This is a genomic window from Halorarius litoreus, from assembly GCF_024362405.1.
Classification (GTDB): Archaea; Halobacteriota; Halobacteria; order Halobacteriales; family Haloarculaceae; genus Halorarius; species Halorarius litoreus.
Map to the genome: position 1 here is coordinate 1,237,666 of NZ_CP101454.1, position 13,083 is coordinate 1,250,748.

Genomic DNA, 13,083 nt, shown 5'->3' on the forward strand with positions numbered 1-13,083 from the left:
GCCACCGGCACACAGCCGCGCACGGCCTATGGGTGAATCCACCGAACCGGTAGCATGGACCGACGACGCTATCTGGGGGGTGCCGGCGCGCTCGGTATCGGCGCGATCGCGGGCTGTACCGGGCTCACTGGGTCACAGGGCAGCGGGGTCGACACCGGCGACGGTGGCAAGAGCCGGCCGCCGACCGCCGACGGGGAGGGGCTACCCGTTCCGGAGAGCGAACTCCGGCGTGGGGCGCCGAAGGACGCGATTCCCGCCATCACGGACCCCGAGTTCGCAGCCGACTGGCGCGACCAGGAGTGGTCGCTCTCGGACGGCGACCAGGTCGTCGGCGTGGCCCGCGGCGGCGAGGCGCGGGCGTACCCGCTGTCGGTGCTCAACTGGCACGAGATCGTCAACGACGAACTCGACGGCCCGCTGCTGGTGACGTACTGTCCGCTGTGTGGCTCGGCCGTGACCGCCGTCCGCGAGGTGAACGGCCAGGAGACGACGTTCGGCGTCTCGGGCTTTCTCTACATGAACGACCTCGTGATGTACGACCGGCTGACCGACAGCCTCTGGAGTCAGATCCTCGCGACGGCCATCCGTGGCGACCGAACGGGGGACACGCTCGAACTCCTCCCGTCGTCGCTGACGACCTGGAGGGCGTGGCGCGAGGAGTACCCCGATACGGTCGTCCTCCTGCCGCCGCCGGCATCGAGTACTGTGAACGGGCGGGACGTGCGCCGCGACTACGGCCGAAACCCCTACGCGGGCTACGAGGAATCGCGACGAATCGGCATCGGCGGGAGCTACGACGACGACCGCCTCCACCCGAAGGCCATCGTCATCGGCATCGAGGGCGACGGCGTCTCGCGTGCGTACCCGCTGGAGGCTGTCGCGGCGGCGGGCGTCGTCAACGACACCGTCGGCGGCCGGCCCGTGGTCGTCACCGTCGCACGGGACGACACGCTCGTCGCGTACGAGCGCACCGTCGACGGTGAGCCGCTCGAGTTCGCCGCGGGAAACGCACGAACCATGACCGCCAGCGGGTCGCGCTGGAATCGGGCGACCGGTCGGGCGATAGACGGACCGCACGAGGGGACGACGCTCGCGCCCGCGACGGAGAAATCGCCGATGTTCTTCTTCGCGTGGCTGGATTTCACCCCCGACACCGAGGTGTACGGGACCTAGCTCTTGAACAGGCGGTAGGCGCCCTGGCCGATGGCGACGGGCACGGTCTCGCCGTCGTGGGTCGACTCGACGAGCACGTCGGCGACGCCCACGGTGTCGCCCGCGCGGATGACCTCCGCGGTCGCCGTCAGGTCGTCGGTCGCCTGCTGGAGGTAGTTGACGTTGAGGTTGATGGTGGCGACGCCGTCGTTGACGGGGTCGGTGAGATGCCCACGGAGGGCGATGCCGCCGACGGTGTCGATGAGCGTGGAGGCGATCCCGCCCTGGATGGGCGGGCGGTCGTTCGCGTCGGCCCCCGCCCACGGGACGTTCGTGAGTTTCCGGTCGTAGGGGATGGACATGACCGCGCGGCCGTACGCCAGCTCCTCGACCTGGACGCCGAGCCACGAGAGGAACTCGTGTCTGGTATCGAAGTAGTGCTGGACGGCCTCGGCCGCGCCCTCGGGGATGTGGTCGTCGCTCATGGGACATTCGAGAACGACCACGGGCTTGTACCCACCGGCAGTGCCGCCGTCAGAACGTGTAGTCGTCGCCGGTCTCCTCGCGGGCTGCGGGGTCCTGCTGGTCGTTCGTGGCCTGCGTGAACACGTCTTCTGCGGGCTCGTCGCTCGTCGTGTCCATGTTGTAGACGGAGACGCCGCGGGTCAACAGCTCTTCCATCGCCTGCTCACGGTTGAGGAACTCACCCTGGTCGACCAGTCGCTGCACCTCGTCGGCGAGCCGGGCGGGAACGTCCACCTCGATCTTGGACATGATTCGCCATTCGAACGGCGACCGTGATAAAGTTGGGTCCGCGGCGAACCGTGCGTCGGCTACGTCGCGTCGTCCGCGTTCTCGGCGTCGGCGTCCTCGCTCGCGCCCCCGCGCCGGACGATCGCCTCGCTTCCACAGTCGGGGCAGGTCTCGCGGTCGGCGAAGATGGCCCGCTCGCAGTCGGCACACTCGAACGCGGCCGATTCCTGGGCGGCGTCGCTCGCCTCCCGCTTCAGTTTCTCCGCTCGCCTGCCGAGGTCGCGAAACAACCCCATCAGTCGATCGAGACTATCTCCACGTCGAACTCGAGGGTCTCGCCCGCGAGCCGGTGGTTGAAGTCCACCTTCACGACGTCCTCGCCCACGTCGACGACCTCGCCGGGCAGGCCCTGTTCGGTCTGGAGCTGCATCCCCTCCTCGACGCTCGCTCCCTGCAGCATCTCGTCGAGCTGGTCGCGCTCGTAGGTGACGACGCGGTCCTCGCTCCGCGCGCCGTACCCCTTCTCGGGCGGGATGGTCACGACCTCGCGGTCACCGGCGGCCATGCCGACGAGCGCCTCGTCGAGCCCTTCGATGACCTTCCCCGCGCCGACCTCGACTTCGAGCGGGCTGTACTCGCGGCCCGGCTGCTCGTCGAGCAGGCCCTCGTCCGCGGCGACGTCCTGCCGCGAGGTGTCGAACACCGTACCGTCGTCGAGTCGGCCGACGTACTCCAGCGCGACCGTATCGCCGTCTGCGATGGTCATGGGGACTCTCGGGGGGGCGTGGGGATACGTGTTGGGGCCGTGCGTGGCCGAGCGACCGAAGGGAGCGAGGCCACGTCGTTGCGAGCGGCGAACCCAGTGGGCCGTGAGCCGCAGGGTTCGAGGACTCTCCGGTTCGGGCGAGCAGGCCGCGCTCGCTGACGCTTGTCGTGCTCGATACAGAGCAGAGAGTTACCGCTCCGAGACGTGTTCTACCCGCACTCTGTCAGTAACCGCGTGCTGAATATAGAGGGTGAGTTCAGCAAGAAGTCCAATCTGTTGCTGAAAGTATATTACAGAGTGAATCGTAGCACGAGACTGAAACGATGCCCTCCCTCGACACCACTCGAAAGATTGCCCTTGCTCTCACCTGTGTGTACGTACTGGCTGTCTTACTCATCGGTTATTTCGTGATTCAACAGATTCTGCTCTCGGTGGGTATTGCCGTGCTTGGAGTCATCGCGTACCTTGTATGGCGGCTACTATGGGGTTCGGGACCAGAAAATGGCAACGGCCCTGTAGACGCGGCGTAGATTTGTCGTTGACCGACTCGCGCTATCTATGCAGCACGACTCCTGCAACACCATCTGTATCTGATAGAACTCACCGTGGTAATTACGCCACACCCATCGATCAGAGTCGAGAATCAGTAGCACAGCCGGCCCATACCACGAGAATCCGAGGCGAACCCGAAGTGGTTCAACAGCGTCAACAGCCTGCGACTTCCAGCGTCGACCAGAACGCCACGCCCGCGCCTACGGCTCGGGCAGGTCGTAGCTGACGCCGGTCAGCCCCTCGCTCACGTCCCAGAGCCGACGAGCAGCCGCCTCGTCGTACGACCGTCGCGACGAGCGCTGTTGCTCCGGGGCACCGCGCATGTTCATGAGGCCACCGGGACCGTAGTAGGCGCCGCCCTCGACGTCGGGTGCGGTCGCGGCGTACAGCGTCGGGAGCGCCCCGTCCGCGGCGGGCTGCGCGAGCACCGCGTTGGCGACCTGCATCCCGACCTTCCGGAGCGTCGAGCCCATCATCTCCGGGCCGCGTTCCTGCAGGTTCGTGTCGGCGTACCCCGGGTGGACGCCGACGCTCACCTGGTCACGGTCGGCGGCATCCAGTCTGCGGTCGAGTTCGTACGCGAACAGCAGGTTCGCGAGTTTGGACTGCGCGTACGCGCCCCACTTGTCGTAGTCGCGCTCGCTCTGGAGGTCCTCGAAGTCAATCGACCCCCGCTCGTGCACACCACTCGAGACGGTGACGACACGGGCGTCGGCCGCGAGGTCGTCGAGGAGCAGGCCGGTGAGCGCGAAGTGGCCGAGGTGGTTGACGCCGAACTGCATCTCGAAACCGTCGGCGGTCTCGCGGCGTGGAATCGCCATCAGGCCGGCGTTGTTCACGAGGACGTCGACCGTCCGGTCGAGGCGGTCGGCGAACGCCCGAGCGGAGCCGAGGTCCGCGAGGTCGAGAGCCTCGACCGTGAGGTCGGCGTCGGGGACCTCGCGGGCGATGTCGGCAGCGGCGTCCTCCCCGCGGTCGGTGCTTCGACACGCGAGGACGACGGTCGCGCCGGCGCGGGCGAGTTCGCGGCTCGTCTCCAGTCCGAGCCCGCTGTTCGCTCCGGTGACGGCGGCGACCCGATCCGAGCAGTCCGGCATGTCGGCAGCGCTCCAGTTCATACTCGCTTCAGGAACCGCGCGGCTACAAGGGTTGGGCCACCGGAAACGGGGGTGTCACTCCGCGCGAGTGATGCTGATGTTGCGGAGGTAACCGCCACACTCCGAGCAGAGCCGGTCGGCAACTGTCCCCGTGACGCGCCGACCACAGTCGAGGCACTCGAACATCGGTTCGTCGGTCGCATGTGAATCGTTGACCATTCCGCGGTGTATTCGGCCCGAACCATGTTAACTATTACCACACTACCACCACCCCGAGCGAGCGCCTGAAGTGGCCTCGCTCCCAGAGACAACTGATGAGCGATTCCGAGTCCGGGGCGCTCTCGCCGGACCGCCCGGAGGGAGGGAAACCGTTCCGCGTGGAGGCACCGTTCGAGCCCGCGGGCGACCAGCCCGAGGCCATCGAACAGCTCGCGGCGGGGTTCGAGGACGGGATGACCGAACAGACCCTACTCGGGGTGACGGGCTCCGGAAAGACGAACACGGTGTCGTGGGTGATCGAAGAGCTCCAGGAGCCGACGCTGGTCATCGCGCACAACAAGACGCTCGCCGCCCAGCTGTACGAGGAGTTCCGATCGCTGTTCCCCGACAACGCGGTCGAGTATTTCGTCTCCTACTACGACTACTACCAGCCCGAAGCGTACGTCGAGCAGACGGACACGTACATCGACAAGGAGATGTCCATCAACGAGGAGATCGACCGCCTCCGGCACTCGGCGACGCGCTCCCTACTCACGCGCGACGACGTCATCGTCGTGGCCTCCGTGTCGGCCATCTACGGGCTCGGTGACCCGTCGAACTACACCGACATGGCCCTTCGCCTGGAGACCGGCCAGAGCATCGACCGCGACGACCTGCTGGCGGAGCTGGTAGACCTGAACTACGAGCGCAACGACGTGGATTTCCAGCAGGGTACGTTCCGGGTGCGTGGCGACACGGTCGAGATATTCCCGATGTACGGCCGCTACGCCGTGCGCGTCGAGTTCTGGGGCGACGAGATCGACCGGATGCTGAAGGTCGATACGGTCGCGGGCGAGGTGAAGAGCGAGGAGCCCGCGGTGCTCGTCCACCCCGCCGAACACTACTCGATTCCCGAACAGCAACTGGAGCAGGCCATCTCGGAGATCGAGGCGCTGATGGAGCGCCGGGTCCGGTACTTCGAGCGACAGGGCGACCTCGTCGCCGCCCAGCGCATCGAGGAGCGCACCACCTTCGACCTCGAGATGCTCCGCGAGGCGGGCTACTGCTCGGGCATCGAGAACTACTCGGTCCACATGGACGACCGCGAGTCGGGCGACCCGCCGTACACGCTGCTCGACTACTTCCCCGACGACTTCCTCACCGTCGTCGACGAGTCGCACGTCACCCTCCCCCAGATCAAGGGGCAGTTCGCCGGCGACAAGTCGCGGAAGGACTCGCTGGTCGAGAACGGCTTCCGGCTCCCCACCGCGTACGACAACCGCCCGCTGACGTACGAGGAGTTCTTCGAGAAGACCGACAAGCGGCTGTACGTCTCGGCGACGCCCGGCGACTACGAGCGCGAGGAGAGCGGGCAGGTGGTCGAGCAGATCGTCCGGCCGACGCACCTCGTCGACCCCGAAATCGAGGTGACCGGCGCGCAGGGGCAGGTCGAGGACCTCATCGGCCGCGTCGAGGAGCGCGTGGAACGCGACGAGCGCGTCCTGGTCACGACCCTGACGAAGCGGATGGCCGAGGACCTCACCGAGTATCTGGAGGAGGCGGGCGTCGCCGTCGAGTACATGCACGACGAGACGGACACCCTCGAACGCCACGAGATCATCCGCGACCTCAGACTCGGGAACATCGACGTACTCGTCGGCATCAACCTCCTGCGCGAGGGGCTCGACATCCCCGAGGTGAGCCTCGTGGCGATTCTCGACGCCGACCAGCAGGGGTTCCTCCGCTCGGAGACGACGCTCGTGCAGACGATGGGGCGCGCGGCTCGGAACGTCAACGGGAAGGTCGTCCTCTACGCGGACGAGACGACCGACGCGATGCAGTCCGCCATCGAGGAGACCCAGCGCCGCCGCCGCATCCAGACCGCGTTCAACGAGGAACACGGCTACACCCCCACCACCATCGAGAAGGAGGTCGGCGAGACCTCCTTGCCGGGGTCGAAGACCGACACGAGCGGCGTCTCCGGGCTGGAGGCCGACACCGAAGACGAGGCCCGTGAACTCGTCGAGTCGCTGGAGCGGCGGATGCGCGAGGCCGCCGACAATCTCGAGTTCGAGCTGGCGGCCGACATCCGCGACCGCATCCGCCGGCTCGAAGCCGAGTTCGAACTCGACGTGACGGACGACGAGGGCGTCCCCGCCCCCGACGAGTTCTGAGGACTCGGGCATCCGACCTACCGCCCCAGTTGAACAAATCTATTTGGACTAATACAACTACATTAGAAACCATTTAGTTGCAGCACGCCAACGAGGTGGTACGGTCGGCCGACTCGGCGCGCGTGACAGGGCACATTTTCAGGGTGCGCCCTCGCCGGGCGGTCGGCCACCTTCTACACCGCGAGCGGTGCGTGGCTCGACAGTTCGGACGAACAGCCTCAACCCTCGGATGTAGCCCGTCTCGTGTCCGGCAACTGCCGACCTCGGTGAGCTCGGAGCGGTATGGCCGGGAGTCGACGATATGGTCTCCAGCCAGAAGTGAATGGCACATTTCATACTAATTAATGCTGATAAACTACTTCTCGCTGGACGGCGAACCGTACTGGGACCATGGCGATGGCAACCCCCCTCGACGACCGTGCTGTAGACGAACTAGCCGAACAGTTCCGCGGGACCGTCCTGCGCCCCACCGATGCGGGCTACGACGAGGCCCGGACGGTCTGGAACGCGATGATCGACCGTCGACCGGCAGTCATCGCCCAGTGTGCGGGCGCCGCCGACGTAATCAGCGCCGTGACCTTCGCCCGCGAGCACGACCTGGTCCTCGCGGTGAAGGCCGGTGGGCACAACGCTGCCGGCAACGCCGTCTGTGACGACGGACTCGTGATCGACCTCTCGCCGATGAAGTCGGTGCAGGTCGACCCCGACGCGATGACCGTCCGCGTCGGCCCCGGGGTCACCCTCGGCGAGATGGACCACGAGACGCAGGCGTTCGGGCTCGCCGCCCCCGGTGGCATCGTCTCGACGACGGGCGTCGCCGGCCTCACGCTGGGCGGCGGCTGGGGCTACCTCAGCCGGAAGTACGGGCTCGCCATCGACAACCTCCGCTCGGTCGACATCGTCACCGCAGACGGCGAACTCCGGCACGCGAGCGAGACGGAGAACGAGGACCTGTTCTGGGCCGTCCGTGGCGGCGGCGGCAACTTCGGCGTCGTGACGTCCTTCGAGTTCGACTGCCACGAGGTCGGGCCCGAGGTGGTCTGGGGCCTGCTCCTCTACCCGTACGAGAACGCCGCGGACCTCCTCCGGTTCCACCGGGAGTTCACGGCCGACGCACCGGACGAACTGTGCTGCTACGCGGCCATCATGACGGCCCCGCCCGAGGAGTTCGTCCCGGAAGCGTACCACGGCGAGACCGTCGTCGGGTTCATCGTCAACTACGCGGGCGACCTCGACGAGGGACTCGAGGCGGTACAGCCCCTCCGAGAGGCGGGCGAGCCGATCACCGACCTCGTCGACGTCTACCCGTTCACGGTGGTGCAGTCGATGTTCGACACGGAGTTCGGCCCGGGCGCGCGGAACTACTGGAAGACCCAGTTCGTGGGACCGCTCTCCGACGAGGCGATCGACGTCGCGATCGAGCACGCCGCGAATCGCCCCTCACCGGAGACGCAGGTCGTCATCGAGCACCTCGGCGGGCAGATCTCGCGGACCGCCCCCGACGCGACCGCGTACCGGCACCGGGACGCGTCGTTCTCGTTCAACATCTTCCCGCGGTGGGACGACCCCGCTGAGGACGACCGGCACATCGAGTGGGCGCAGTCGCTCTTCGACGCGATGGCCCCGTACACGATGGACGGCGTCTACGTCAACATGCTGAGCCAGGAGGGCGCCGAACGGGTCCGGACCGCCTACGGAGACAACTACGACCGGCTGGCCGAACTCAAGGCGAAGTACGACCCGGAGAACCTGTTCCGGGTGAACCAGAACATCGAGCCGGCGGCCTGAGTCGGTCGCTCACAACCGCGAGGCGATGGTCTCAGCCGTCGCCTCGCCGACGCCGTCCACTTCCGCCAGTTCCGCGACGCTCGCGCCGCGCACCCCGTCGACGCTCCCGAACCGCCGGAGCAGCCGCTTGCGCAGTTCGGGACCGACGCCGGGCAGGTCGTCGAGCGTCGTCGACACCTCGTCGCGCACCTGCTGGTGGTACTGCACGGCAAACCGGTGGGCCTCGTCGCGCACCCGCTGGAGCAGGTGGAGGTGCGGGGCGTCGTCCGGCCAATCGCGCACGCCGTCGGCCGTGACGACCAGTTCCTCCTGTTTGGCGAGCGCCACGGCAGGAACGTCCCAGCCCACCTCGTCGAGCGCGTCCTGCGCGGCGCGGAGCTGTCCCTCGCCGCCGTCGATGAGCAACAGGTCGGGGGCCGGGCGGTCGTCGCGGTCCTCGACCGCCCGCAGCGCGCGCCACCGTACGAGGTCGCGCATGTTCGCGTAGTCGTCGTTCACGTCCTCGAGTTTCTTCCGGCGGTAGTCGGATTTCCGGGCGTCACCCCCCACGAAGCAGACGTCCGAGCCGACGACGGCCTTCCCGTGCGCGTGGCTCACGTCGAACCCCTCGATGCGCTCGGCGCGGTCGAGGCCGAGTTCGGCCGCGAGTGCGGCGGTCTCGTCGCGCCGACCGACCTGCCGGCGGGCGTTCTTCAGCGCGAGGTCGACGAGCGTGGCTTCGCGACCGGCACCCGGCACCCGGACCGCAACCCCCTCAGACTCGAGCCAGTCGGTCACGTCCGGGTCGTCCGGGCGTTCGGAGAGCAGCACCGCATCGGGAAGCTCGCGCTCGGCGTAGAACTGCGGGAGGAACGCCGAGAGCAGGGCCGCGACTCTGTCCTCGTCGTCCGGTGCGCTCACCGCGTACCGCTCGCGGTCGACGAGTTTCCCGCGTTCGCTCTTGAGGCGCGCGACCGTCGCGTCGCCCCCTTCGATGGCGACGCCGAGTACGTCCACCGACTGCTCCTCGTGGCCCTGAATCGCCGCGGCCCCGCCACCGTGGAACGACTCGACCGCTTCGAGGCGATCTCGGAGGTTCGCCGCCCGCTCGAACTCCTGGTGCTCGGCGGCGTCGTCCATCGTGGCCGCCATCGGGTCCGCGAGGACGCCCGTCTCGCCGTCGAGGAACCGCCGCACGCTCTCCACGTCGGCGAGGTAGCCCGCCTCGTCGATGTAGTCGACACACGGCGCCGTACAGATGCCCACCTCGTAGTCGAGACACGGCCGGTCGCGGTTCGAGAACTTGTGGTCCGAACAGCCCCGGACGCCGAACGTCTCGCGCAGGGCTTTGACGACCGTCTCGACGCGCCCCTTGTTCGTGTACGGGCCGAAGACGGTCGCGCCGTCGGCAGGGTCGCGGGTAATCTCGATTCGCGGATACGTGTGAGCCGTGAGCTGGACCATCGGGTACGACTTGTCGTCTTTCAGCCGGACGTTGTACCGCGGCTGGAACCGCTTGACGAGGTTCGCTTCGAGCAGGAGGGCCTGCGTCTCGGTCTCGGTGACGGAGAAGTCGATGCGGTCCGCCTTCGCCACCATCCGCCGGATGCGCTCGCCCCGCGGGTCCGCGTACGAGCGGACGCGGGCACGCAACTCGACGGCCTTCCCGACGTAGAGGACGGTTCCATCGGCGCGCTCGAACTGGTAGACGCCGGGCTTGCGGGGGAGGTCGTTCGCGCGGGCACGGACGCCGGCCGGATCCATCACCCCGGGCTAGGCAACTCGGCGGCTTCAGGCTTCCGCGAGGAACGCCCGAACCCGCTCCACCGTCTCGGCGTCGCCGGGGAGGAGGACCGGGTCGCCACCGGACACCTCGACGACCACCCGGCGCTCGCGCTCGACCAGATACCAGCCGGCGAGCGCGACGCCGGCGACGACGCACACCGCGCCGAGGACGAGCAGCGCCTCGTCGAGGAGCGCGGCGAGCGCGAACAGTTGCTGGGCCGTCTGGAGCGTGGAGTCGAGGCCCGTCCCCTGTGGGGCGGTGACGTCCGCACCCAGAGTATCGACCGGGACGAACAGGCCGCCGGCCGCGAACACGACCCCGACGACGAGGGCCTGGACCGCCCACGAGAGCGCCCACCCTGGCGCATCGGTAGCGCGGCCGACGCCGCGGACGTTCGGCAACTCGACGGCGCGGAACCGGGGGTCTGCATCGGGCTGAACGACCAGCAGGCGGTGGCTCGTGCGGACGAGCCGGACCGCATCGACGAGGAGTTCGTCGCGTCGCTGTTCGCCTGCGAGCAACTGGGCGTCGATGTCGATGCCTGACACGAACGACGACTCGCGGTGAGGGACCGTGAAGCTTCGCCACCTACAAGCACGCGTAGCCGAACGTGGGGCCATGCCCCAGTGCTGGCTGGTCGAACGCTCGTACAGCGACCGGGACCTCGTGACGCTCGTCTACGCGACGCCCGACGGCGAGCGCGCACACACGAAGGAGATCCCGATGACGGCCATCGCCCACGGCAACGTCACGGTGACGGCCGCGAAACAGGTCGACGACGCCGATCTCGAACCCGTCGACGACGACACGCGCGAGCGCTACCGGACGGAGGTCGAGCGGGTGCGCGAGGACCACGCGCCCGACGACGAGATATAGGGTTTCTGGCCGGGGCGGCTTCTAAACCTCTTTACGAGAGGGAGGCAAAGCCGCGCCCATGACAGCCATCGAGTTGTCGGACGTCACCAAGCGGTTCGGTGACGTGACCGCCCTCCAGGGGCTCGACATGACCGTCGAAGAGGGCGAGGTGTTCGGCTTCCTCGGCCCGAACGGGGCGGGGAAGTCGACGACTATCAACACGCTCCTCGATTTCGTCCGACCGACCAGCGGCGAGGTTCGGGTGCTCGGCCACGACGCCCAGACCGAGAGCGTCGCCGTCCGTCGCCGGACGGGCGTACTCCCCGAAGGGTTCGACACCTACGAGCGGCTCACCGCCAGACAGCACGTCGCGTTCGCCGTCGAGTCGAAGGGCGCGGACGACGACCCCGACGCGCTCCTCGAACGGGTCGGCCTCGAAGACGCCAAAGCCCGGAAGGCCGGCGGCTTCTCGAAGGGGATGACCCAGCGACTCGCGCTCGCGATGGCGCTCGTGGGCGAGCCGGACCTGCTCATCCTCGACGAGCCCTCCACCGGACTCGACCCCAACGGCGCCCGCGAGATGCGCACCATCGTCCGCGAGGAGGCCGACCGGGGCGCGACCGTGTTCTTTTCATCCCATATCCTCGGACAGGTGGAGTCGGTCTGCGACCGCGTCGGCATCCTCCGCGAGGGCGAACTCGTCGCCGTCGACTCCATCGAGGGCCTGCGCGCGAAGAGCGGCGCCGAGACCACGCTCGAAATCGAAGCCAGCGACGTGACCGACGAGGCGCTCGACGCTGTTCGCGCCGTCGAGGGCGTCTCGGAGGCCCGTGCCGACGGGGCGACCGTCGTCGTCTCCTGTGAGGGCGACGTGAAGATGGCCGCACTCGACGCGCTCGAATCGGCGGGCGCCGACGTGCAGGACTTCACCACGCGCGAGGCGTCGCTCGAAGACCTGTTCGCCGCGTACACGGAGGGTCGCGAATGAGCCAACTCGACCTCGACTCCGTCGAAGCCGTCGCGAAGAAGGACTTCCAGGACGCCATCCGCTCGCGGGCGCTGCTCGTCCTCACCACCGTGTTCGTCGTGTTCTTCGCGGCGTCTGCGTTCTTCTTCGCCGATCAGGTCAGCCAGCAGCTCGACGCGGTCGCCAACAGCTCGAACGCCTCGCAGGCGCAGGCAGCCCAGCAGATTCGCGAAGGGCTCACCTCCGACGCGTTCCTCGACGCGCTGACGCAGGTGACCCGCCTGCTGATTCCCCTCACGGGAATCGTCGTCGCGTACGCCGCGCTCGTCGGCGAGCGCGAGTCGGGCACCCTGAAGCTCCTGCTCGCGCTCCCGCACTCGCGGCTCGACGTGGTGCTCGGGAAAGTCGCCGGCCGCAGCGCCGTCGTCGCCGCGCCCGTCCTGCTGGGCTTCCTGGTGGCCGCACCCGTCTTCCCCATCCTCGGGGTGACGTTCAACGCCGTCAACTTCGCGCTGTTCGCGCTCGCGACGGCGTTCATCGGCGTCGTGTTCGTCGCCCTCTCCGTGGGCGTGAGCGCCGCCGCACCCACGAGCCGGCGCGCGGTCATCACCGTTGTGGGGCTCTACGCGCTGTTCACCCTGCTGTGGGGGCAGTTCGCGAACGCCATCGTCCGCGAGGTGTCGAACAACACCGACCTCGGGAACACCGCGCTCGTCAAGGTGTTCCTCGTCGTCAAGCACCTCAACCCGGTGGCGACCTACCAGTCGCTCGTCGCCAGCCTCGGGCAGGGAGAGCTGGCCGCCCGGGTCAGCCTCGTCGGCGGCCTGCAGGGGCAGTTCATCGCCCAGCAGCTCGGCGAGGTCCCCATCTACCTCACCGACGGCGCCCTCGTCGTCTACCTCCTGCTGTGGATCGCTGTCCCGGTCGTGCTGGGCTACCTGACGTTCCAGCGTGCTGACCTCTAACTAACCAGTTCAGTACCCCAAACCAACCGTTTCAGCACTCTAGAACGACCT

The 13,083-nt window shown here is 67.9% G+C and carries 14 protein-coding genes; 6 read left to right on the plus strand and 8 right to left on the minus strand.

Annotated features, from left to right (window positions below; genetic code table 11):
• Nucleotides 1-54 precede the first annotated feature (54 nt).
• Nucleotides 55-1,173 (plus strand): DUF3179 domain-containing protein, encoded by a 1,119-nt coding sequence (locus NL126_RS06310; protein ID WP_255198075.1) that lies wholly within the window; start codon nt 55-57, stop codon nt 1,171-1,173.
• Here the strand turns inward: NL126_RS06310 and NL126_RS06315 are convergent.
• The 6 genes from NL126_RS06315 to NL126_RS06340 form a co-directional block, all read right to left on the minus strand.
• A complete protein-coding gene (locus NL126_RS06315) occupies nt 1,170-1,637 on the minus strand; it encodes a PaaI family thioesterase (protein WP_255198076.1) in 468 nt (155 codons plus the stop codon). The two genes, NL126_RS06310 and NL126_RS06315, sit on opposite strands and share 4 nt — an antisense overlap.
• Nucleotides 1,638-1,686: 49 nt before the next feature.
• The gene (locus tag NL126_RS06320) at nt 1,687-1,926 is read right to left on the minus strand and encodes a DUF7120 family protein (RefSeq protein WP_255198077.1); all 240 of its coding nucleotides are present in this window, start codon (nt 1,924-1,926) and stop codon (nt 1,687-1,689) included.
• 59 nt (nt 1,927-1,985) lie between these two features.
• On the minus strand, nt 1,986-2,201 hold the full coding sequence (locus NL126_RS06325; RefSeq protein ID WP_255198078.1) for a hypothetical protein: 216 nt from the start codon (nt 2,199-2,201) through the stop codon (nt 1,986-1,988).
• Complete coding sequence (locus NL126_RS06330) at nt 2,201-2,671, minus strand: FKBP-type peptidyl-prolyl cis-trans isomerase (protein WP_255198079.1); 471 nt, start codon at nt 2,669-2,671, stop codon at nt 2,201-2,203. The genes NL126_RS06325 and NL126_RS06330 overlap by 1 nt, the downstream gene beginning before the upstream one ends.
• Nucleotides 2,672-3,423: 752 nt before the next feature.
• A complete protein-coding gene (locus NL126_RS06335; protein ID WP_255198080.1) occupies nt 3,424-4,341 on the minus strand; it encodes an oxidoreductase in 918 nt (305 codons plus the stop codon).
• 54 nt (nt 4,342-4,395) lie between these two features.
• On the minus strand, nt 4,396-4,539 hold the full coding sequence (locus tag NL126_RS06340; RefSeq protein WP_255198081.1) for a rubrerythrin-like domain-containing protein: 144 nt from the start codon (nt 4,537-4,539) through the stop codon (nt 4,396-4,398).
• A 95-nt stretch (nt 4,540-4,634) separates the two neighbouring features.
• On the opposite strand from NL126_RS06340, the gene uvrB reads away from it, so the two are divergent.
• Nucleotides 4,635-6,692 carry an excinuclease ABC subunit UvrB gene (gene uvrB, locus NL126_RS06345; protein ID WP_255198082.1) on the plus strand — a complete coding sequence of 686 codons (2,058 nt, stop codon included), beginning with the start codon at nt 4,635-4,637 and terminating at the stop codon, nt 6,690-6,692.
• A gap of 396 nt (nt 6,693-7,088) precedes the next feature.
• Nucleotides 7,089-8,480, plus strand: a complete 1,392-nt coding sequence (locus NL126_RS06350; RefSeq protein WP_255198083.1) for an FAD-binding oxidoreductase — start codon at nt 7,089-7,091, stop codon at nt 8,478-8,480.
• A 9-nt stretch (nt 8,481-8,489) separates the two neighbouring features.
• Here NL126_RS06350 and NL126_RS06355 read toward each other — a convergent pair whose 3' ends face one another.
• Together NL126_RS06355 and NL126_RS06360 are read right to left on the minus strand one after the other, a co-directional pair.
• Complete coding sequence (locus NL126_RS06355; protein WP_255198084.1) at nt 8,490-10,223, minus strand: excinuclease ABC subunit C; 1,734 nt, start codon at nt 10,221-10,223, stop codon at nt 8,490-8,492.
• A 27-nt stretch (nt 10,224-10,250) separates the two neighbouring features.
• Nucleotides 10,251-10,793, minus strand: coding sequence for a hypothetical protein (locus NL126_RS06360; RefSeq protein ID WP_255198085.1), 543 nt, complete (start codon nt 10,791-10,793; stop codon nt 10,251-10,253).
• Between the two features lie 70 nt (nt 10,794-10,863).
• On the opposite strand from NL126_RS06360, the gene NL126_RS06365 reads away from it, so the two are divergent.
• From NL126_RS06365 to NL126_RS06375, 3 genes are read left to right on the plus strand one after another with little or no spacing between them, the layout of a single operon-like run.
• Nucleotides 10,864-11,121: a DUF7967 family protein gene (locus NL126_RS06365; protein ID WP_255198086.1), complete on the plus strand. Its 258-nt coding sequence runs from the start codon at nt 10,864-10,866 to the stop codon at nt 11,119-11,121.
• 58 nt (nt 11,122-11,179) lie between these two features.
• Nucleotides 11,180-12,088 (plus strand): ABC transporter ATP-binding protein, encoded by a 909-nt coding sequence (locus tag NL126_RS06370; RefSeq protein WP_255198087.1) that lies wholly within the window; start codon nt 11,180-11,182, stop codon nt 12,086-12,088.
• Entirely contained in the window at nt 12,085-13,032 is a 948-nt protein-coding gene (locus NL126_RS06375; RefSeq protein WP_255198088.1) for an ABC transporter permease subunit, read from the plus strand. The genes NL126_RS06370 and NL126_RS06375 overlap by 4 nt, the downstream gene beginning before the upstream one ends.
• Nucleotides 13,033-13,083 lie beyond the last annotated feature (51 nt).

What these genes read in the sequence shown, in the direction of transcription:
- NL126_RS06310 (WP_255198075.1), top strand. Translation starts at nt 55, where the DNA reads ATGGACCGACGACGCTATCTGGGGGGTGCCGGCGCGCTCGGTATCGGC.
- NL126_RS06315 (WP_255198076.1), bottom strand. Translation starts at nt 1,637, where the DNA reads ATGAGCGACGACCACATCCCCGAGGGCGCGGCCGAGGCCGTCCAGCAC.
- NL126_RS06320 (WP_255198077.1), bottom strand. Translation starts at nt 1,926, where the DNA reads ATGTCCAAGATCGAGGTGGACGTTCCCGCCCGGCTCGCCGACGAGGTG.
- NL126_RS06325 (WP_255198078.1), bottom strand. Translation starts at nt 2,201, where the DNA reads ATGGGGTTGTTTCGCGACCTCGGCAGGCGAGCGGAGAAACTGAAGCGG.
- NL126_RS06330 (WP_255198079.1), bottom strand. Translation starts at nt 2,671, where the DNA reads ATGACCATCGCAGACGGCGATACGGTCGCGCTGGAGTACGTCGGCCGA.
- NL126_RS06335 (WP_255198080.1), bottom strand. Translation starts at nt 4,341, where the DNA reads ATGAACTGGAGCGCTGCCGACATGCCGGACTGCTCGGATCGGGTCGCC.
- NL126_RS06340 (WP_255198081.1), bottom strand. Translation starts at nt 4,539, where the DNA reads ATGGTCAACGATTCACATGCGACCGACGAACCGATGTTCGAGTGCCTC.
- uvrB (WP_255198082.1), top strand. Translation starts at nt 4,635, where the DNA reads ATGAGCGATTCCGAGTCCGGGGCGCTCTCGCCGGACCGCCCGGAGGGA.
- NL126_RS06350 (WP_255198083.1), top strand. Translation starts at nt 7,089, where the DNA reads ATGGCAACCCCCCTCGACGACCGTGCTGTAGACGAACTAGCCGAACAG.
- NL126_RS06355 (WP_255198084.1), bottom strand. Translation starts at nt 10,223, where the DNA reads ATGGATCCGGCCGGCGTCCGTGCCCGCGCGAACGACCTCCCCCGCAAG.
- NL126_RS06365 (WP_255198086.1), top strand. Translation starts at nt 10,864, where the DNA reads ATGCCCCAGTGCTGGCTGGTCGAACGCTCGTACAGCGACCGGGACCTC.
- NL126_RS06370 (WP_255198087.1), top strand. Translation starts at nt 11,180, where the DNA reads ATGACAGCCATCGAGTTGTCGGACGTCACCAAGCGGTTCGGTGACGTG.
- NL126_RS06375 (WP_255198088.1), top strand. Translation starts at nt 12,085, where the DNA reads ATGAGCCAACTCGACCTCGACTCCGTCGAAGCCGTCGCGAAGAAGGAC.